This window comes from Terribacillus sp. 7520-G, assembly GCF_002271665.1.
Lineage (GTDB): Bacteria > Bacillota > Bacilli > Bacillales > Amphibacillaceae > Terribacillus.
Genome location: NZ_NQFP01000024.1, coordinates 84379 through 102891, shown reverse-complemented (window position 1 = coordinate 102891; position 18513 = coordinate 84379). Strand labels below are relative to the sequence as shown.

Here is an 18513-nt window from a genome sequence, read left to right as displayed (position 1 = left end):
TTATAATGATTACATTATATATTATAGCTTTTCCCCGAAAGGATGTCGCAGCACATGTCATTGTTCCACAATCTGCCCTTATGGAGTGCATTGATTGCCATTGTATTCGCACAAGTAATCAAAGTGCCGATCCGTGCGATTGCAGATAAGCGCCTTCAGCCTGATTTAGCATTCAGTACGGGAGGAATGCCGAGCAGCCATTCGGCCGCAGTTGCTGCCCTTACCACTTCGATTGGTTTTGAAAGCGGACTTGACTCCCCCTTATTCGCTGCTTCCTTCGTTTTTAGCATCATCATCATGTTTGATGCATCCGGAGTCAGAAGGCAAGCAGGCGAGCAAGCCATCCTGCTGAATTTGCTCCTGAAGGATTTCCAGCGCTTTGTCGAGGAAGCAAAAAACTGGGGCAGTAAACAAGAATTCGAAAAGAATCGTGAAATCAGGGAGATGCTCGGCCACCAGCCGATTGAAGTCTTTTTCGGGGCCTTAACCGGCATCGCCATTTCCCTTGTCATCTATTTGCTGTTTTGATGGCAGATGCAGCTGCTTGAGTCCTGAATCGTGAACAGGAAGCTGCCTTTGTTCATATTTCATGACATCTTCCACCGTCAAATTGGTCAGCTGGCTCCATGTCACATACATAGCTGCAAGCCAGAGGGTACCAAGCAGCATTCTTTTGCACCAACGCAGGATCATATCCTTCACCTCTGGTAACAGCATCGACAACTGGATGTCTACCTATACCAAAAAGCAGCCGCTTGGCTGCTTTTTTTCAGCTGAAAATATTGAATTTCCCTTTTTTCAAGACCAATCCCACACCGCCCAGCTGATAGAGATAACGATTATCCGACGCCTTCTTCATTACATCAGCCGGTTTTCCGAAAAGTTTCCTGCCCATCACGATTCCCATGGCATCCCCGCCTCCCAGGGAAGCAAGCGTACCTTTGATATCCGGAACGAACTTCTGCGTATTGCTTTCCTTGCGAATGAGTGCTTTTAGATTCTGTGCGCAGTTATATCCCATTTGAGTAGCCAATTGCGCTGTCGGAGGATAAGGTTTGCCTGTTTCTTCATTCATGACGGCAGCACAGTCGCCAACGATGAAAATATCGTCATGATTCGGATCACGTAGGTCCTCTGTCACCATCACCTTGCCGCGGTTCACTTCAAAACCGGATTCCTCAAGGATGGAATTGCCTTTGACACCGGCTGCCCATACAGTCGTATTGGTTTTCACGGTATGTCTTTCGCCTGCTTTTTCATAGACGATGCTGTCGGGTTTCACTTCCTTGAGGAAGGCATTCGTCTGAAATTCGATGCCTCGGGATTCCAAGGAATTCAGGGCATACTCGACCAGCTGCGGGTCGAATCCCATCATGACGGATGCCCCGGCTTCGATAACGATGACTCTCACTTTGTCCCGGTCGATATCATATTCCCTGCACAGTTCGGGAACACGTTCCGCCAGCTCTCCGGCAAACTCGATGCCCGTGAAGCCGCCCCCGCCGATGACGATATTCAAACGCTCTTCTTTCTTTTCTTTTTCATTATTATATACAGCGAAATTATGCTCGATATGCTCCCGGATCAGACGGGAGGAATTGATGCTCCGGATGATGTACGCATGATCAAGAAGTCCCTCGATGCCGAAGTTCGCTGGCTCAAAGCCGAGTCCGACGACAAGATAATCATAGGAGAGCTCGCCATTCTCCATCACCAGCTTCTTTTCATCCGGTTTGATTTTCGTCACGGTATCCTGGACGAAATTGACTTTTTTCGCATCGATCACATCCTTGATCGCAATGCGCGTCTGGTCATGATGCCTTGTACCGGCTGCATTCTCATGGAGCCAAGTCGTTTGATAATGATAGTCATGCTTGTTGACGAGTGTGATACTCGCCTCGTCCGCTCCAATCAGTTTCTGAAGTTTCACAGTCGTGATCAAGCCGCCGTAGCCTGCTCCTGCGATCACAATTTTCGGTTTGTTCATCTTCGATCACATCCATTAACATAGTTTGGGTTTACAAAGCTTGCAACAACCTGACTGAACATTAATTTTTTGTTTGTGATACTATTCACTTTATAAAACAGATGAAAACATAAAACTGTCACAAAACCTTCATCAATATTATGGTAAACGTTTTCTTTCCTTTTATCAACCAAAAAAAGGGAAGGAGATCCTGTCACTGCGCAGACTGCCAAACAGATAAAAATCCTTCTTCTTACTCATATTTCGGCAACTATGATAAAATACCAGTTGTTACGTTTAAAAATACTAGGAGGAACCGGTATGTCAGATCAAGTATATGATGTGACCATCATCGGTGCAGGTCCAGTCGGACTTTTCACCGCATTCTATGGTGGGATGCGTCAGCAAAGTGTCAAAATCATCGAAAGCCTTCCCCAAGTCGGCGGACAGCTTTCTGCCCTATACCCGGAAAAATACATCTATGATATAGCAGGCTTCCCACAGATTCGTGCACAGGAATTGGTGGACAACCTTATGGAACAGCTGAAACGCTTCGATCCGACGATCGCACTCGGTGAGTCAGTCGAGAGGGTCGAGCGTTTGGAAGATGATACATTCCGCATCGAAACGGACAAGGGTGTACATTTCTCCAAGACCATCATCATCACCGCAGGAAATGGCGCCTTCCAGCCGCGCCGCTTGACGGTTGAACGATGTGATGAGTTCGAGGGTGTCAACTTGAACTATTATGTGGATAATATGCAGAAATACGCCGGCAAACGTGTATTGCTGGCAGGGGGCGGCGATTCCGCTGTCGACTGGGCCCTGATGCTCGAACCGATTGCAAAAGAGGTGATCCTCGTCCATCGCCGTAATGAATTCCGGGCTCATGAGCACAGCGTGGAACGACTTATGCAGTCCAATGTAAGAATCATGACCCCTTATACGCCAGTCGAGATGCTGGGTACCGACCGTATCGAGCAAGTCGTCCTGCAAAAAGTGAAAAGCGAAGAAAAAGAAACGATCGATGTCGACGAAGTGCTCGTAAACTATGGCTTTGTCTCTTCCCTTGGCCCGATCAAGCAATGGGATCTGGAAATAGAGAAAAACAGCATCGTCGTCAATACAAAACAAGAAACGAATATCCCTGGTATCTATGCAGCAGGAGATATTTGCACATATCCCGGCAAGGTCAACCTGATCGCCTCTGGTTTCGGCGAAGGTCCGACAGCCATCAATAATGCCAAAACATATATCGATCCAGATGCTCGTGTGCAACCGAAGCATTCCACAAGCATGTTTTAATCACCGCACCGGTTTCCTATAAGGAAACCGGTGTTTTTTTATGGCTTCTTGTATAAGGAAGCCCTTCTTTCACAGACTAGTAGCGATAAAGGAGGAACTGTATGGAAAACGAATTCGAACATCGCTTGATCCCGCTTGCCTCGATCAAGAGCGGAAAGGAAACGACGGTCTCCCCGACTGTCCATGGTTATCTTGACAGGATCGTCAATATCTTCTTCATCGAAAATCCAGATACAAAAGAATGGGTGCTTGTCGATGCCGGTGTACCCGATACGGCAGGCAATATCAAGCAGGCAGCTGCCGAGCTGTTTGGAGAAGGAGCAACACCAGCCTGTATCATCCTTACGCATGGTCACTTCGATCATGTCGGCAGTATAGTGGAGCTGGTGAAAGAATGGAATGTACCTGTATATGCACATGAATTGGAATTGCCTTATCTGACCGGCCAGCTGGATTATCCGGAAGGCAATACAAATGCTGGCGGCGGCCTGATCACCAAAATGTCCAAAACCTTCCCGAATGCGGGCATCGATTTGAGCCGGCACGTCCGGCTCATCCCGCTTGATCACCAAGTACCTCATCTGCCTGGATGGCAATGGATTCATACACCCGGACATACACCAGGTCACATCAGCTTATTTCAGCCGGAAGACAAAGTGTTGATTGCCGGCGACGCATTCACGACTGTCCAGCAGGAATCACTGCACAAGGTACTGACACAGCATAAGGAATTCAACGGTCCTCCCCGCTACTTCACCATGGATGAGCAGGAAGCTTACCGCTCGATCCGGAAACTGAAGGATCTGCACCCAAAAGCAGCCGGGACTGGCCATGGCATGCCTGCTTTCTTGGAAGAATTGGAGGAAGGACTTAAAAAGCTGACGGAAGCGAATGAATAAAATTCGATAAACACATGACGAATCCCATTCACAAGAATGGGATAATTTTTTTCTATAACAAAGGGGATAGGCTCAATGATATAATGATTTGGAATTGTCTAATTCTGGATAGGGAGAGAGAGAGATGAATGAAGCAGCACAGTCTTATTGGGACCAATTCTGGCAGTCCCGCAACAAACCAAAACCAGACAAAGTCAGTGCTTGGCAATTCGGTGCCGATCCCGATCACTTGGCTCAGCTGGTAATGGATGGTATCAAAACAGCTACATGTTCCGGACTGATTTTTTATGAACTCGAAAACGAGCCTTTGCCCTCCGTTGATGATTACAGCATCATCTTAAGCAGCAAGGATGAACCACTGGCTATCATCAGGACCTCTGATGTAAAAATAATGCCGATGAATGAGGTCCCGGAGGAGTTTGCCATTGCCGAAGGGGAAGGCGACAGAACATATCAATACTGGAAAGATGTCCATGTGGAATTCTTTACGGAAGAGCTTGGAAAATTAGGACTCGAATTTGCAGAAGATATGAAGCTGGTATGTGAGCGCTTTGAATTGGTGGATATAAAAGAATGATGAAAAGACGCTTGGAAAAGTTCCAAGCGTCTTTTCATTCGAGGATATTGGCTGTTTCCAGACTGGATTCATTTTATGCTCTTCCAGTGAATTCCGTTTTCTCTTTCAAATTAGGCACCGTCTTTCGAATCGTCTCTTGACGGAAATCTTGTTCCAAATCCTCCAATGAACGATTCTTTGTTTCTGGGAGGCATTTATGGATAAAGATAATCGCAGCGATACCCAGGACGACAAAGATGAGGAATGTGCTGGATAATCCGATTGCACTAAGCAGCACCGGGAATGTCAAACTTACAGTGAAGTTCGTCATCCAGTGGAAGAATACAGCGATTCCCATCCCCATTCCGCGAATGCGTGACGGGAAGATCTCGGACAGCATCAGCCATGTGACAGGAGACACCGCGCCTTGCTGGAAGGCCAGGAATGTTACAGTGAGCCCCAGCACCAAATACGGCAGTGCAGGAGTCCCCTCAAAGAAAGTCGTCACGATGGTAATCAAAAGCAGTGCGCTTGTCGTTCCGATGAAACCTGTTATCAGCATCGGCCTGCGGCGTACTCTGCCTAACAACCATATACCGAAGATGGCAGCTGCAACGGAAATGACACCATTGGCAATATTACCTATCAATGCTGCATCCCGGCCAAATCCTGCATCACTTAAAATCTGCGTACCATAATACATGATGGAGTTGACACCAGTTATTTGCTGGATGACCCCGATACCTAAACCGATAAGGACGATTCTTCTGATCCATGGAATGGCCAGGTCCTTAAAGGATGCTTTATCTATACTCCGCTCTTTTGCCACGGTTTTCTTGATTTGTTCCATTTCTTGCTTTGCCCGATTTTTGCGGCGGATCTTTAAGAGAATCTGAAATGCTGTTTTCAGCATACCCTGCTGAGCCAGCCATCTTGGACTCTCCGGCATGACGAGCATACCGAACCATAGTACAATCGCAGGCAATGTCGCAACCGCCAACATATAGCGCCAAATATGGGCGGTATCACCGAATAGGTTCCCAAGCAATGCGTTTGAAGAATAAGCAAGCAGCTGACCAGTGACGATCATCAAATCATTGATCGTCACCATTTTCCCGCGCGATTCAGATGGAGAAACCTCCGCAAGGTATGCAGGAACCGTTACCGATGCACCCCCGACAGCGAGTCCGAGCAATACGCGGAAGACAATCATCGTCTCCGTATTCGGCGCGAAAGAACAGCCTAAAGTTGCCACAAAGAATAAGACAGCTAAGTATAAAATGACACGGCGGCGTCCGACCTTATCCGCAAGCTTCCCTCCGGATACTGCACCGACTGCAGCTCCAAGAAGCAAGGAACTTGCCACCATCCCCTCTGTCAACGGCGTCAGATTCAACTGGTCTTCCTGTCCCATGAAAGGCAGGGCCCCATTGATGACACCCGTATCATATCCGAATAGTAAACCTCCGAAGGTAGAGATGAAAGCAATCAGTCTCAGCCTCCGCTTCGAACTTCGACCATCATCATCGATTTGAGGGACACGCCCTCTGCCATTAGCTTGTTTGTCCATCTTCTTCTCTCCTCCATTTTTCGCATGTAGTTTGTTGTACAAACAATGCTTTCACCCTCGGCTGTTTGTATGGGTGAATAGGAGATATATACCCGTTTTTTATTAAAATAATCATCTTTTTTTGTATAACATTTTCATCACCCGCGCAACAGTCTTACTGAAGAGCGTTTTTAGCTTGTTATACCTTTTTGGTCATAAAGACCGTTTCTATCTCTGCACCATCAGGTCTTAGGACTGTTTTCCTGTCAATGACAGAAACGGAGGCGCGGCTTATCTGTATTCCTCAAATGCATCGAGCGTGACGCGATGCATTGTTGACGCATTTTAAGATTTTACTGATGATATCATTCCATTCCCTCCTAAAAACTCCCTATCAACTATAATTACATACTAAGCCCCTCTCGCATCTTTCAACTGGGAAATACCATTAGTCCCCAACTAGATAGAAGGTTGATATATTGCCTCATCATTCATTTTCTGCATGCAAGAAAACGACAATTTCATGGACAAGTTTCCCAATACAGGTTTTTCTGAAATCATATTACAATCTAATAGAACAATAGATACTAGGAGGAAGCCTGAATGAAAAAGAAATTTCTTGCACTATTGATCATCATGTTTACAATCGCCTTCACATTGGGCGGCCAATTCCAGCCCTCGAAAGCATATGCTGCAACAGGGAACACACCTATTGTCTTCGTCCACGGTTTAACTGGATCGGACTCCAACTTCTATTTCATCGAAAGATATTTGGAGAGAAACGGCTACTCGAGCGATGAGCTATATGCAATTGATTTGCCAAGCAAACAGGGACATCAGGAATTGAATTCCACTGCCATCCAAAGATTCGTTGATGATGTACTGGAGGAAACAGGCAGTGACAAAGTAAATATCGTTGCCCATAGCATGGGCGGCGCAAACAGCCTTTATTATATCCTGAATAAAGGCGGCAAGGATAAAGTGGATAAGCTGATCACCTTAGGCGGCGCCAATCGACTTACAACGAGTGTCGCTCCAGAAGGCATCGATACCACATCCATCTACTCGACAAGTGATCGCATTGTAAGCTCCTATCTATCCACTCTATATGGCGCGAATAATATACGCATATACGGTGTGTCCCATATCGGACTGTTAAATAGTTACCAAGTAAACAACCATATCTTAGAAGCTCTCCAAGAATAGGACATAATGAAAAGACCTTCCCCGTCATCCGTGGATGATAAGGAAGGTCTACTATTTTATATCAGCAATTCTCCGGCGTACCAGCATTCGTCGCTGTCTTGAACGACGAACCGCAGCCGCAGCTGACGATGGCATTCGGGTTATCGATGGTGAACCCGCCGCCCATCATGTTCTGTTTGAAATCGATCGTGGTTCCGTCGATTACCGGGATATCCATGGAGCGGATGATGACCGGGATATCGTTGACCACTTCGAATGTGTCCAATTCTTCGTTCTTCTCGTATTCGAAACCGAGGCTGTAGGAAAGACCGCTGCAGCCGCCGCCTTTGACACCAAAGCGGAGAAAGACAGTCTCTGCGTCTTCTTCCTTCAGCATGTCCTTGATCTGAAGGCTGGCACTGTCTGTAATATTCAACACCATTCAGGTTACCTCCCCTTTTCTATCTTATCTTTCAGTATACGCTCCTAAATGAAGATGCTCAAGCACCGCGCTCCCAATGGAATGTCCCAGATACTGTCTTTTCGGCTGCACCGCGCATCCAGACAGATCCGTCTTCTTCCCAGCGGATGAACAGATCTCCGCCGCTCAGATGGACGGTCACTTCTTCCCCGAAAGATGCTTTGCCATTCAATATGGCGGCCACGACTGCTGCACAAGCACCCGTTCCGCATGCCTGTGTCACACCCGACCCGCGTTCCCAGACGCGGAAATGCATTTCTGTATCCGAAAGCATCTCGATGAACTCCACATTGACTCCTTCCGGGAACCGCGGGTCATTCGTAATGATGGGACCATGCGTATAAAGCGGCGCATCATCGATAGCATCGACGAAGAATACCGCGTGCGGATTCCCCATGCTCACTGCTGTTACCGAAAGCTGTTCTTCGCCTGCCTGGAAGTCTTCGGCTACTACCTTCTGTGCAGGTGCACCTTGCATCGGAATCAGTTCGCGCTGCAAGATCGGGGCGCCCATATCCACCGTCACTTCATGCACATGCGCTCTGGTTCCATGGACTTTCGCTTCTACCTGGCCTGCTTTTGTCTGAATCGTGAATGTATCGCTTTCCACCAGGTTATTCTCATAAGCATATTTCGCAACACAGCGCAAACCGTTGCCGCAATTCATGGCTTCAGATCCATCAAGGTTGAAAATGCGCATGCCGACATCGCATGTTTCACTAGGATGGATGAGGATCAAGCCGTCGGATCCGATGCCGGTATCCCTGTCTGCTGCAGCTATCGCAAGCGGCGCCAGGCTTTCTTCCTCCAGCTGGAATTGGAATAGATCCACGAAAATATAACTGTTTTTCAAGCCATGCATTTTTACAAAAGGTATATCCATTCTCTCTTCTCCTCTACTATGAAAAAAGCCATGGCCTGCCCAAAGCAGACGCACGGCCGATTAAAATAACGGGTTTTCTTCGATGAACTTGTAAACATTCTCCACAAGCTCATCCGCTGTCTCAGCTGTGACCGGCTCCCCGTTCACCAGCGCAAATAAATGCTGCGCACAAATGCCGCAAAAGCTTGTACAGCCGTATTCTATCACATCAAGACCCGGGTCGCTGTCGAGCTTATCGAAGGCTTCCTGCGAGCCAGAGGCCAGATTGTTCACACAAAATTCAATGATCGGATTCATCCCGCTCACTCCTATTCTAGGATGTAACACTATCAAGTGATAATCCTACCACAATGCAGGATGTGAGCACAACTAGGCTGACTTCTCGACTGCCTTGCAGACCGCTTTGAGCGAAATGATCCCCTCTCCGGCAATCTCGTCATCCACCAGTACAACTGGATAGAATAAATCCTCTTCGATCACCTTTGCCGCGAATTGTTTGTGTTTTTCATCCGCCGGCGGTTCATGGATGTCGATATAATCGAATTGAAACTGCTTGTTCCCGAACTTCCTTGCCAAGGCTGCCTGCAGCCATTCATACGTATCCTTTGAGCTTGGTGCATTGACGCAGCTGGCACAAATGATATCGGCGCCGTACACGGTGATCCTGGTTGTCATCCTCCCCCACCCTTTCGTAAGCTGTTACCTTCAGTTTACCGTAACTAACAGGATGTTGGAACATGTTTTTAATTGATAAAATTTCTCAGTTAGCCATCGTGGATTTTTTGACGGAAAGGATTTATAATGTATATATAATCGTAAGGGGGAAAATGGATGATGGAAAACCAAGTACAAGAAGTTCTGAATAAATTACGTCCATTCTTGCTTCGTGATGGCGGCGACGTCGAACTTGTCGATGTTGATGAAGGTATCGTGCGTCTTCGTCTCATGGGAGCATGCGGTAACTGCCCAAGCTCTACGATCACATTGAAAGCCGGAATCGAACGTGCCTTGATGGCTGAGGTTCCTGGTGTGCGTGAGATCGAGCAAGTATTTTAATACAATGCATAAAACAGCGGGTATGATCGATCCCCGCTGTTTTCTATTTTCAATCTGAAAACCCACAGAAATCGCTTCTGTGGGTTTTTCTCACGCTTCGATGGCCAGCTCTTCTGCACAGCTGCCTTTTGCAGCGCAGGAAAGCAGCAGCCATTCAAAGTCCGGATATTTGTTCTGATAATCCGCGTGAATGGCATCTGCTCCTGCTTCATCCAGGACAGCAATCATCGTCGGGCCGGCTCCGCTCAAGTAGACACCATATGCCGCCTCCTGCAAGGAATCAGCTATTTCCCCATAATGCGGGATCATCAGCTGTCTGTAGGGCTGGTGGAAAAGATCTTTATCCATCATTTCCCCAAGCAGCTGCCAATCCTGCTGCAGCAAGGCAGCCACCGCTACATTGGCAATGCCGCTTGCCTTCACCGCTTCTTTATATGGAAGCTGCTCCGGCAGGATCGCTCTGGCATCCGCTGTTGCCAGCTTGAAAGGCGGGATCACAGCCAGGAAGCGCACATCCTTGATGGGAGCCTGAACATAATGGACCTTGTCATCATAATATCCAATCACGCAGCCTCCCAAAATAGACGGGGCTGCATTGTCTGGATGGCCTTCCAAACCAACAGCGATCTCCAGCTTTTCTTCATTGCTAAGCTGCAGCGATAAAAGGCTGTCCGCCAGCTCTATCCCGGCCACCAGGGCAGTCGCACTGCTGCCAAGCCCCCTTGCCAACGGGATATTGCTGCTCATGCGGACCGTACAGGGTGGCAGCTCTTCATATCCATAGCGTTTGGCAGCGAACATCGCTGTTTCATAAATCATATTGTCCTTGCCGGACGGCAGACCTTGAACTGCATCTGACATCGGGATGAATTCCCACTCATCTCCCGGCTGCACTTCCAATTCCAGATACAGATTCAAGGCGATTCCGACAGAATCGAAGCCAGGTCCGATATTGGCCGTGCTTGCCGGGACGCTTATTTGCCAGCGCTTCATTTACATCCGCTCCTTGATGGCGTCCGCAATCACTTTTTCTTCATTCGGGAGGACAAGCGGCTGGATCGTGCTGTATTCGATCGCTGTATTCGGATCCTTCAATCCATTCCCGGTGAGCACGCAGACCACTCTCGAACCTTTTTCCACCTCATCCTGTTCCAGTGCCTTCAAAAGTCCTGCGAATGATGCGCATGATCCCGGTTCCGCAAATATGCCTTCCTCGCGGGCGATTTTCTGATAAGCAGCGATGATTTGCCCATCTGTCACCTCATCGATCGTCCCGCCTGATTCATCCCTGGCAGCAGTCGCCTTTTGCCAGCTTGCCGGATTCCCGATACGGATGGCTGTACCGACGGTCTCGGGATTCTCGAACACGCGGTCATGCACGATCGGTGCAGCCCCGCTTGCTTGATAGCCTTTCAGTACGGGCAGGTGGAATCCTTTTTCTTGCCCATATTCTTTGAAGCCTTTCCAGTAAGCACTGATATTGCCTGCATTGCCGACTGGAATGAACAGATAATCAGGAGCTTGTCCCAATTGTTCGCAAAGCTCGAAGGCTGCTGTCTTCTGCCCCTCGAGACGATATGGATTGACGGAATTGACAAGCGCGACTGGCTCCGTCTCACTCAAGTTCCGTACCACGCGCAGTGCATCATCGAAGTTGCCTTCTATCGAGAAGATTTCCGCTCCGTACATGACAGCCTGTGCAAGCTTGCCTTGGGCTATTTTGCCTTCCGGAATGACGACAAAGCAGCGCATCCCGGCACGTGCTGCATACGCAGCTGCCGAAGCCGAAGTATTCCCTGTGGAGGCACAGATGACTGCTTTTGCCCCTGCTTCTTTTGCCTTGGCAATTGCCATCACCATGCCGCGGTCCTTGAAGCTTCCCGTAGGGTTCGCACCTTCGATTTTGGCATATGCTTCAATCCCATACGCTGCTGATATTTTCTCCAGCTTCACAAGAGGTGTGTTGCCCTCCCCAAGACTGACAGCTGGTGTTTCATCCGAAATCGGCAAATGCTCCTTATAAGCTTCCAATAATCCATTCCATACCATCCTGCTCAATCCTCTCCATCTACACGATAGCAGCTGATGACTCGTTTCACGACGTCCAATTGCTCCAGCTGCTGTATGCTGTTTTCGATTTGCTGCTTACTGTGTTTGTGTGTCACCATGACGACCTCAGCTGTCTTCGAGCTAGTATGCGGCAGCTGCAGGATCTTCGCAAATGAGACATCCTGTCCGGCAAACACATTGGTGACTGCGTGGAATGCACCCGTCTGGTCCTCTGCTTCCACCCTGATGAAGTACTTTGCATGTTTTTCGGTATCATCTTTTAAAGCAGTCTTGTACTGCGGCTGCACATAAGCCTTTCCGTTTACGCCAAGCCGGATATTTTTGACCACTTCCATCAAATCCGATACGACTGCCGTCGCTGTCGGCAGTCCGCCTGCTCCCGGCCCGTAGAACATCGTCTCCCCGACTGCCTGCCCATATACATAGACAGCATTGAATTCATTCTTCACCTGTGCGAGTGGATGTGCTTCCGGCAGCAGTGTCGGCTCCACACTCACCTCTACTTTCCCATCATCCGCGGCTGCAATCCCAATCAGCTTGACGATATAACCGAGCCTCCCCGCAAACTCGATATCTTCCTGAGAGATGGAAGTGATGCCGGCCACTTCGACATCCCCATATGCCACAGGCATCTTGAAAGCCAGGTTAGCCAGCAGGGTCATCTTGCGGGCAGCATCCAGGCCTTCCACGTCCGAAGTCGGATCAGCTTCTGCGAATCCGAGCTCCTGCGCCTCCGCCAGTACTGCTTCAAAGGATAGTTTTTCATCTGTCATCTTCGTCAGGATGAAATTCGTCGTTCCATTGACGATCCCCATCACTTTCTGGATCTTATCTGAAGCAAGGCCATCACTCAGCGATCGCAGGATCGGGATACCGCCGGCAACACTGGCCTCGTAGTAAATATCGGTATCAAATTCCTGGGACAGCGCAAACAGCTTATCACCGTGCTCTGCCATCAGGTCTTTATTGGCTGTCACAATCTGTTTACGATTACGGATGCTGCGCTCCAGCAGCTGATACGTATCTTCCAGCCCGCCCATCACTTCGACGACAATATCGATCGCCGGATTATCCGTGATATCGGCAGGCTCTATCGTCAAAATGCCGGGATCCTCTATATATTCCCTCTTCTTGTCTTTGTTTTTGACGAGAATCTTGGCCACTTCCACTTCACAGCCAAGCTTATAGCGTATTTGTTCTTGATGCTCCTGCAAAATCTGAACAACGCCGCTTCCGACTGTCCCAAGGCCGCATAAGCCGATTTGAATCTTTTGCTTCATCCCATCCAGCCTCCTGTCCATCTGAAATAAACAATTGTTTTTATATAAAGGACATTATAACTCTATCAATCTGCCATCGCAACCAACTTTACAAAAAATTTTCCAACAAAGGTATCTCGAGTACCCGCGGATCCACCTGCATATACTGAAATAGCCCGGCCAAGCGCTGTTCATATACACTTTGCTGCATGATAAGTTTTTCATATTCTTTCCCCGCGGTCCCTGCCAGTCCCTTTTCCATTTGATCGAACAGATGAAGCGGCATGATCAGCCTGGCATACAGCAGCCTCATTCCGAAAACCGAGAGAGGACGCACCTGCATATAAGACCGCAGGAATTCGGCAGCTTCATTCATTTCCTCGTTGAAGAAGGAATTCCTTGTATATTCCGCCAGATCACGTGCTGGATGATCATAAACGATTGTATGGGGCAGTACATATGTGTCTGCCAGCTCGGATCGGTATTTCATGAATACAGTCGTTGGCTGATCGGATTCCGTAAAACGGAATTCATCATTCGTTTCATTCAGATATTGTATCGCGAGTTCGGTCCTCCCGATCACATAATAAAATGTATCGAGGAATACTCTCTCCTCATGGACAAGGGGACGTTTTTGATACATTTCTGCATAGAGCTTTTCGGCCTGTGACAAACGCGCCGTCCATAAATCCCCCCATTTTCCATAGCTGGATAGCGTATCGGGCGCAAACGGACAGCTGGCACCAAGCTGATGGAAGGAAGCCAATTCAGCACCATGGGCTTGGAGATCCCTCGTATAGGGCGGCGGCATTTCCACGACCAGGTAGGCTGTATTTTCATATACCGTCAAAATCTGTCCTTCTGTCGTTAGCATCGGCTGCGCAAGACGCGGAAAGCCCGCCTCCTGCAAATAAGCAGTGATAGCAGCCAATTCATAATAGCTGTCTTGGTCCGTCCTGGCTGGTATGATGACATATAATCGATCCGCCGTCCGATAGGCATGATAATTGCGATAGGAAACCGGTTTCCCGCTGAATCCGGGCATATATTTCTGCATCAGCTGCAACACGGGCAAACACCTCCTGCTTTATGTTATGAAGCAGCGGCGAGATTCATGTTCAGACCTGATGATTGGCGCATAAGCTAAAAGGGTATACTGCTAACAGAATCATACATAGGAAAGCGAAGTGATCTCATGACAACAGAATTAGAGAAAAAGGCACGGGAATGGCTAATCGAGCGTGGTGTACAAATCGAAGACATTGCAGAGCTTGTCCATTTCCTGCAGAATAAATATTATCCTGGCCTGACTATGGATCGCTGCATTTATAATGTGGAACGTGTCTTGTCCAAAAGAGAGGTCCAGAACGCCATCCTGACAGGTATCCAGCTTGATGTACTTACCGAACAGGGGAAACTGGAACAGCCGCTGCAGGATAACCTGGCGCGGGATGAGAGTTTATATGGTATCGATGAGGTGATCGCACTCTCCATCATCAACCTATATGGCTCCATCGGATTCACGAATTACGGCTACATCGACAAGCAGAAGCCAGGCATCCTGGCAAAGCTCAATGATAAGAGCACCGGGGAATGCCATACGTTCCTGGATGATATTGTCGGGGCTATTGCTGCTGCAGCAGCCAGCAGGCTTGCACACAGTCAGAATGAAGAACAAAATATCGATGGTTAAAAAGAAGCAGCAGCTTGGAAAGGCTGCTTTTTTAAAAAATGTAAGGAATCCTGCGGAGGGCATCAGGAACTGCTATCACTGGGGTTTTTCCAAGGAAAAAAGAGCAGCCCCCATTGACGGGGCTGCTCTTTATTTGAATTCCCATTCGTTCAGCGTATCGATTGTATAAGTCGGTTTTGGATCAAGGGATGGAAGCTCGTCCCGTTTTGTAAAACCGGTGCATACCATCAGTGTGTCTATTCCCGCCCTGATTCCGGCAGTGATGTCTGTCAGGTAATTGTCACCTACCATGAGGACTTGTTCCCTGTCCAGATCCAATAGCTTCCTGGCCTGTTCCATCATGATGCTTTCTGGTTTCCCGATGAATGTCGGTTCGATGCCAGTGCTTACGGAAATGACAGCCGTCAGCGACCCGTTGCCGGGCATCAAGCCTGCTTCGGTCGGCAGTGCCCGGTCACTGTTCGTCGAAAGGAACTTTGCACCTGCCCGGACAAGCAAGCATGCCTTTGCCAGCTTTTCGTATGTAATGTTGGTATCTAGGCCGATTACGACATAATCGCAGTCCTCTTCTGCCAACGTGAGTTCCTCTTTTGCCAGGGCATCGAAAAGCCCCTCTTCCCCAATGGCATATACCCGCGCTTTCGGATCATGCTCGCGAATATAGGCAGCTGTTGCCATACTCGTCGTGAATACATCTTCTGGATCGGCTTCAATATCCATGTGACGAAGCTTTGCCGCCACCTGCTCCTGTGTACGCGTGGAGTTATTCGTCACGAAAAGATGCTTTTTACCCGCATCCTTCAAGCTGCGGATGAATCCTGGGGCCGCTTCGATCCGTTCATTCCCAAGATACATGGTTCCATCTAAATCAATCAGATACCCTTCATATGCTTTCATTGTCACCGCTCCTTGCAAAAGCGGAAGCTGTCCGCGTCTCATTCACCAGATATGCCCTTACCCATTCCACATAATGCCCCAGCAATCCCTTATATTCCTCCATCGTTTCAGCAAGCTTTTTGTGATCCACATGCAGATAATCGCCAGTAAGCATTTTGCGCAATGCAATGATTTCCTTGAAGGCCGGTGCCGTATCTTCCTCTATCACCTGTTCGTCGGCAAGGATGTCGATAATATCATCATAGCTGCCCGGATCACGCATGATGAATCCGTCGATCACACTATTTCCCGTATCAAGGATACCCTCGATCAAGAGCTGCGCCCGGCGTTCGGCAGCAAGCTTTTCGGAAATCCCTTCCCCGGAAGGAATCTCTGCAGCCAGCAGTTCTTCCATATATGTAAGGACTTCTTCTATTTTTCGTTTATCCACAAAGTACATTGTCATTGCCCCTCTCTTGCACTTACTTTGCCGGAAGCTTTTTCAGGACAAAGTAGGCACACCCAAAATTGCAATACTCATACAAATAATCTTCCAATGTGCTGATTTTCGTGTCGAAGGTGGCCTTCGGATTATCGTCGTCAAAGAAACCTTTCAGACGAAGCTGTTCATATCCCCAGTCACCTACAATATAATCATATTTCGTCAAGATTTCGCTGTAGCGGTTTTGGAATGCCTGTTCCTGAAAGGCTCCCTTTATATCCTGCACAACTTCATAATGTTTGCCTTGTACTGTTGTTTTCACCACTATCGACTCCCCTATCCTGCCTCTAGTTTAGCATATTTCCATTATAATTTCGCTTCCCTTCCTTCGGGACTCGTGATTATGACTCATGAAATTCCGATCTCTGTACAAACTAACAGCAAACGTACAAGGAAAGGTGAGCAGCACATGAAAAAGATATACATTGCCATGCTGCTGATCCTCCTGTTCTCAAGCTTTCCATTCCCGGCTTCTGTCAAAGGAGCGGAAAAAAGCGATGAGGCCAAGCAGGAGCGCATGGCACTTTACAAAAAGACGGCAGCTGCCACAGGACTTCCTTGGTATTATCTGGCTGCAATCGATCAGTATGAGCATAATCTCCCGACAGAATCCAAAGAAGAGAAATTGATTGCAATCGAAATTCCGGAGGAGAAATGGTTTGGCGCTGCCAAACATGGGGACGATGCAGATGAATCCTCCATTATATGGTTCCATGGTTTAGGACGGGATGGCGATGGGGACAAGAAGGCCGATCCCGACAATCCAGAGGATGTCCTTTACACGGTAGCTTCTTTCATCCAGAGGACCGGGACGACGAAGAACGACATCAAGATTGCCCTCTGGCATTATTATGAACGTGACCTTACCGTCCAGACCATCATGAATACGGCCAAGCTCTATGAAAAGTTCGATACGATCGAACTGGACGAGCGCTCTTTTCCGCTGCCGCTCCGCCATAACTACAGCTATCGGAACACATGGGGAGATGCCAGGGGCTTTGGCGGAAGAAGGATTCATGAAGGCACGGATATCTTCGCCAATTATGGTGTGCCTGTGTACGCAACCACATACGGTGTCATTGAACTAAAGGGCTGGAATCTGTACGGCGGCTGGCGCATCGGTCTTCGGGACAGCAATAATATTTATCACTACTATGCCCATTTGAACGGGTTTGAAAAAGGGGTATCCGTCGGGGATGTCGTCAAACCCGGTGATGTCATCGGCTATGTAGGCGCAAGCGGTTACGGCCCGCCTGGAACATCAGGGAAATTCCCGCCGCATTTGCATTATGGTATGTATAAAGACAATGGAAGATCGGAATTTTCCTTCGATCCATACCCTTACCTAAGAATTTGGGAACAAAAATCAAAACAGCAAAAAAGGGAAGGCTGAAAGTCATTCGCCTTCCTTTTGCATTGGTATGGAGAACGATGGTGATGAACCAGATCCCCCTCCATTATTATAAAATTCCGGTACTTGCCCCTGGATGACCGTGCTGCCAAGCAGCACATCCTGTTTCACTGTCGTCGTCTTGGTTGAGAATGGGATGATGATCCGGACATTTGCTTTGATTTCGACCATGAAGACGAACATTGCATTGTTGATGCCATATTCCTCCACCTTTACATCGACACCAGACTCCACATAACCGATCATTTCGAATTTCACCGGGATCCGCGGACCAAGATTGGCAAGCAAAGCATTATTGGTTGCTTGACCAAGCGGTATATCGACCAGAGTCGGATCTTCCTCCAATTTCTCCTGGATGACATCGGCCGCAGCCTCCTCTGCCAGCTGCTCCTGACTGATGGCAGGCATTTCCCCATCCTCCATCAGCCGCAAATAATTCTGTACGCGAAAAGTCACCTTCCGCAGCACTTCATTCACGGTTGCAGCATCCCAGCTGGCATGTGTGACATTCCCATTCGCATCTTTCTCTACTTGCACGAATGCATTCAAGTCCAAATCCGCTTCCTTCTCCGCCTGCACTGCCTGGTTGATCGCCTGTTTGGCAAACTGCTCTGTCTTCGTCTCGGCAATTGCCATAAGCGTCGGCTCCAATCCCCTATTCACCAGCCATAGACTCAAGGACGTCAACAGCAGGAAAAGCAATATGCTCATCAGGAGCACATGGCGAAAGGAAGGTGGTGCTTTAGAAGCTCTGCGCTGCCATGGACGCATGAAAAAACCCCCTTGAAACAAGCTTATGCTTGACCAAGGGAGCTTAGAATA

The 18513-nt window shown here is 48.3% G+C and carries 23 protein-coding genes; 8 read left to right on the top strand and 15 right to left on the bottom strand.

Going from position 1 to position 18513, the window contains the following annotated elements; genetic code table 11:
* Positions 1–54 precede the first annotated feature (54 nt).
* Positions 55–528: a divergent PAP2 family protein gene (locus CHH53_RS09845; RefSeq protein WP_095215945.1), complete on the top strand. Its 474-nt coding sequence runs from the start codon at positions 55–57 to the stop codon at positions 526–528.
* On the opposite strand, the gene CHH53_RS09840 is transcribed toward CHH53_RS09845, so the two are convergent.
* Together CHH53_RS09840 and CHH53_RS09835 are read right to left on the bottom strand one after the other, a co-directional pair.
* A complete protein-coding gene (locus CHH53_RS09840; RefSeq protein WP_095215944.1) occupies positions 484–723 on the bottom strand; it encodes a hypothetical protein in 240 nt (79 codons plus the stop codon). The two genes, CHH53_RS09845 and CHH53_RS09840, sit on opposite strands and share 45 nt — an antisense overlap.
* Before the next feature lie 46 nt (positions 724–769).
* Complete coding sequence (locus tag CHH53_RS09835; protein WP_095215943.1) at positions 770–1987, bottom strand: NAD(P)/FAD-dependent oxidoreductase; 1218 nt, start codon at positions 1985–1987, stop codon at positions 770–772.
* A 300-nt stretch (positions 1988–2287) separates the two neighbouring features.
* On the opposite strand from CHH53_RS09835, the gene CHH53_RS09830 reads away from it, so the two are divergent.
* The 3 genes from CHH53_RS09830 (at position 2288) to CHH53_RS09820 (ending at position 4747) form a co-directional block, all read left to right on the top strand.
* Positions 2288–3271 (top strand): NAD(P)/FAD-dependent oxidoreductase, encoded by a 984-nt coding sequence (locus CHH53_RS09830; protein ID WP_095215942.1) that lies wholly within the window; start codon positions 2288–2290, stop codon positions 3269–3271.
* Positions 3272–3372: 101 nt separating this feature from the next.
* Positions 3373–4170, top strand: coding sequence for an MBL fold metallo-hydrolase (locus CHH53_RS09825; RefSeq protein ID WP_095215941.1), 798 nt, complete (start codon positions 3373–3375; stop codon positions 4168–4170).
* A 124-nt stretch (positions 4171–4294) separates the two neighbouring features.
* Positions 4295–4747 carry an ASCH domain-containing protein gene (locus tag CHH53_RS09820; RefSeq protein ID WP_095215940.1) on the top strand — a complete coding sequence of 151 codons (453 nt, stop codon included), beginning with the start codon at positions 4295–4297 and terminating at the stop codon, positions 4745–4747.
* 73 nt (positions 4748–4820) lie between these two features.
* Here the strand turns inward: CHH53_RS09820 and CHH53_RS09815 are convergent, their stop codons facing one another.
* A complete protein-coding gene (locus tag CHH53_RS09815) occupies positions 4821–6296 on the bottom strand; it encodes a sugar porter family MFS transporter (RefSeq protein WP_095215939.1) in 1476 nt (491 codons plus the stop codon).
* Positions 6297–6878: 582 nt separating this feature from the next.
* Between CHH53_RS09815 and CHH53_RS09810 the strand changes: the two genes are divergently transcribed.
* On the top strand, positions 6879–7481 hold the full coding sequence (locus tag CHH53_RS09810; protein WP_095215938.1) for an esterase/lipase family protein: 603 nt from the start codon (positions 6879–6881) through the stop codon (positions 7479–7481).
* A 61-nt stretch (positions 7482–7542) separates the two neighbouring features.
* Here CHH53_RS09810 and CHH53_RS09805 read toward each other — a convergent pair whose 3' ends face one another.
* From CHH53_RS09805 to CHH53_RS09790, 4 genes are all read right to left on the bottom strand, one after another.
* Positions 7543–7902 carry a HesB/IscA family protein gene (locus tag CHH53_RS09805; RefSeq protein ID WP_095215937.1) on the bottom strand — a complete coding sequence of 120 codons (360 nt, stop codon included), beginning with the start codon at positions 7900–7902 and terminating at the stop codon, positions 7543–7545.
* A 58-nt stretch (positions 7903–7960) separates the two neighbouring features.
* On the bottom strand, positions 7961–8824 hold the full coding sequence (gene dapF, locus CHH53_RS09800) for a diaminopimelate epimerase (protein ID WP_095215936.1): 864 nt from the start codon (positions 8822–8824) through the stop codon (positions 7961–7963).
* A gap of 60 nt (positions 8825–8884) precedes the next feature.
* A complete protein-coding gene (locus CHH53_RS09795) occupies positions 8885–9121 on the bottom strand; it encodes a YuzB family protein (protein ID WP_095215935.1) in 237 nt (78 codons plus the stop codon).
* A gap of 72 nt (positions 9122–9193) precedes the next feature.
* On the bottom strand, positions 9194–9499 hold the full coding sequence (locus CHH53_RS09790; RefSeq protein ID WP_095215934.1) for a YuzD family protein: 306 nt from the start codon (positions 9497–9499) through the stop codon (positions 9194–9196).
* A 156-nt stretch (positions 9500–9655) separates the two neighbouring features.
* On the opposite strand from CHH53_RS09790, the gene CHH53_RS09785 reads away from it, so the two are divergent.
* Positions 9656–9880 (top strand): NifU family protein, encoded by a 225-nt coding sequence (locus tag CHH53_RS09785; RefSeq protein WP_038564952.1) that lies wholly within the window; start codon positions 9656–9658, stop codon positions 9878–9880.
* Positions 9881–9970: 90 nt separating this feature from the next.
* On the opposite strand, the gene thrB is transcribed toward CHH53_RS09785, so the two are convergent.
* The 4 genes from thrB to CHH53_RS09765 form a co-directional block, all read right to left on the bottom strand.
* The gene (thrB, locus tag CHH53_RS09780; RefSeq protein WP_095215933.1) at positions 9971–10873 is read right to left on the bottom strand and encodes a homoserine kinase; all 903 of its coding nucleotides are present in this window, start codon (positions 10871–10873) and stop codon (positions 9971–9973) included.
* Positions 10874–11929, bottom strand: coding sequence for a threonine synthase (gene thrC / locus CHH53_RS09775; RefSeq protein WP_095215932.1), 1056 nt, complete (start codon positions 11927–11929; stop codon positions 10874–10876).
* 5 nt (positions 11930–11934) lie between these two features.
* Positions 11935–13230, bottom strand: coding sequence for a homoserine dehydrogenase (locus CHH53_RS09770; protein ID WP_095215931.1), 1296 nt, complete (start codon positions 13228–13230; stop codon positions 11935–11937).
* 88 nt (positions 13231–13318) lie between these two features.
* Positions 13319–14278 (bottom strand): protein kinase family protein, encoded by a 960-nt coding sequence (locus CHH53_RS09765; protein ID WP_095215930.1) that lies wholly within the window; start codon positions 14276–14278, stop codon positions 13319–13321.
* Positions 14279–14404: 126 nt separating this feature from the next.
* On the opposite strand from CHH53_RS09765, the gene CHH53_RS09760 reads away from it, so the two are divergent.
* Positions 14405–14902: a phosphatidylglycerophosphatase A family protein gene (locus tag CHH53_RS09760; RefSeq protein ID WP_095215929.1), complete on the top strand. Its 498-nt coding sequence runs from the start codon at positions 14405–14407 to the stop codon at positions 14900–14902.
* Positions 14903–15031: 129 nt separating this feature from the next.
* On the opposite strand, the gene CHH53_RS09755 is transcribed toward CHH53_RS09760, so the two are convergent.
* Genes CHH53_RS09755 through CHH53_RS09745 form a run of 3 tightly spaced genes read right to left on the bottom strand, consistent with a single transcriptional unit; the run spans position 15032 to position 16542 of the window.
* Complete coding sequence (locus CHH53_RS09755; RefSeq protein ID WP_095215928.1) at positions 15032–15799, bottom strand: TIGR01457 family HAD-type hydrolase; 768 nt, start codon at positions 15797–15799, stop codon at positions 15032–15034.
* Positions 15786–16238, bottom strand: coding sequence for a DUF86 domain-containing protein (locus CHH53_RS09750; protein ID WP_095215927.1), 453 nt, complete (start codon positions 16236–16238; stop codon positions 15786–15788). The genes CHH53_RS09755 and CHH53_RS09750 overlap by 14 nt, the downstream gene beginning before the upstream one ends.
* Before the next feature lie 22 nt (positions 16239–16260).
* A complete protein-coding gene (locus tag CHH53_RS09745) occupies positions 16261–16542 on the bottom strand; it encodes a YutD family protein (RefSeq protein ID WP_095215993.1) in 282 nt (93 codons plus the stop codon).
* 147 nt (positions 16543–16689) lie between these two features.
* On the opposite strand from CHH53_RS09745, the gene CHH53_RS09740 reads away from it, so the two are divergent.
* Positions 16690–17673, top strand: a complete 984-nt coding sequence (locus tag CHH53_RS09740) for a M23 family metallopeptidase (protein ID WP_095215926.1) — start codon at positions 16690–16692, stop codon at positions 17671–17673.
* A gap of 3 nt (positions 17674–17676) precedes the next feature.
* On the opposite strand, the gene yunB is transcribed toward CHH53_RS09740, so the two are convergent.
* The gene (gene yunB, locus CHH53_RS09735; protein WP_095215925.1) at positions 17677–18462 is read right to left on the bottom strand and encodes a sporulation protein YunB; all 786 of its coding nucleotides are present in this window, start codon (positions 18460–18462) and stop codon (positions 17677–17679) included.
* Positions 18463–18513: the final 51 nt, after the last annotated feature.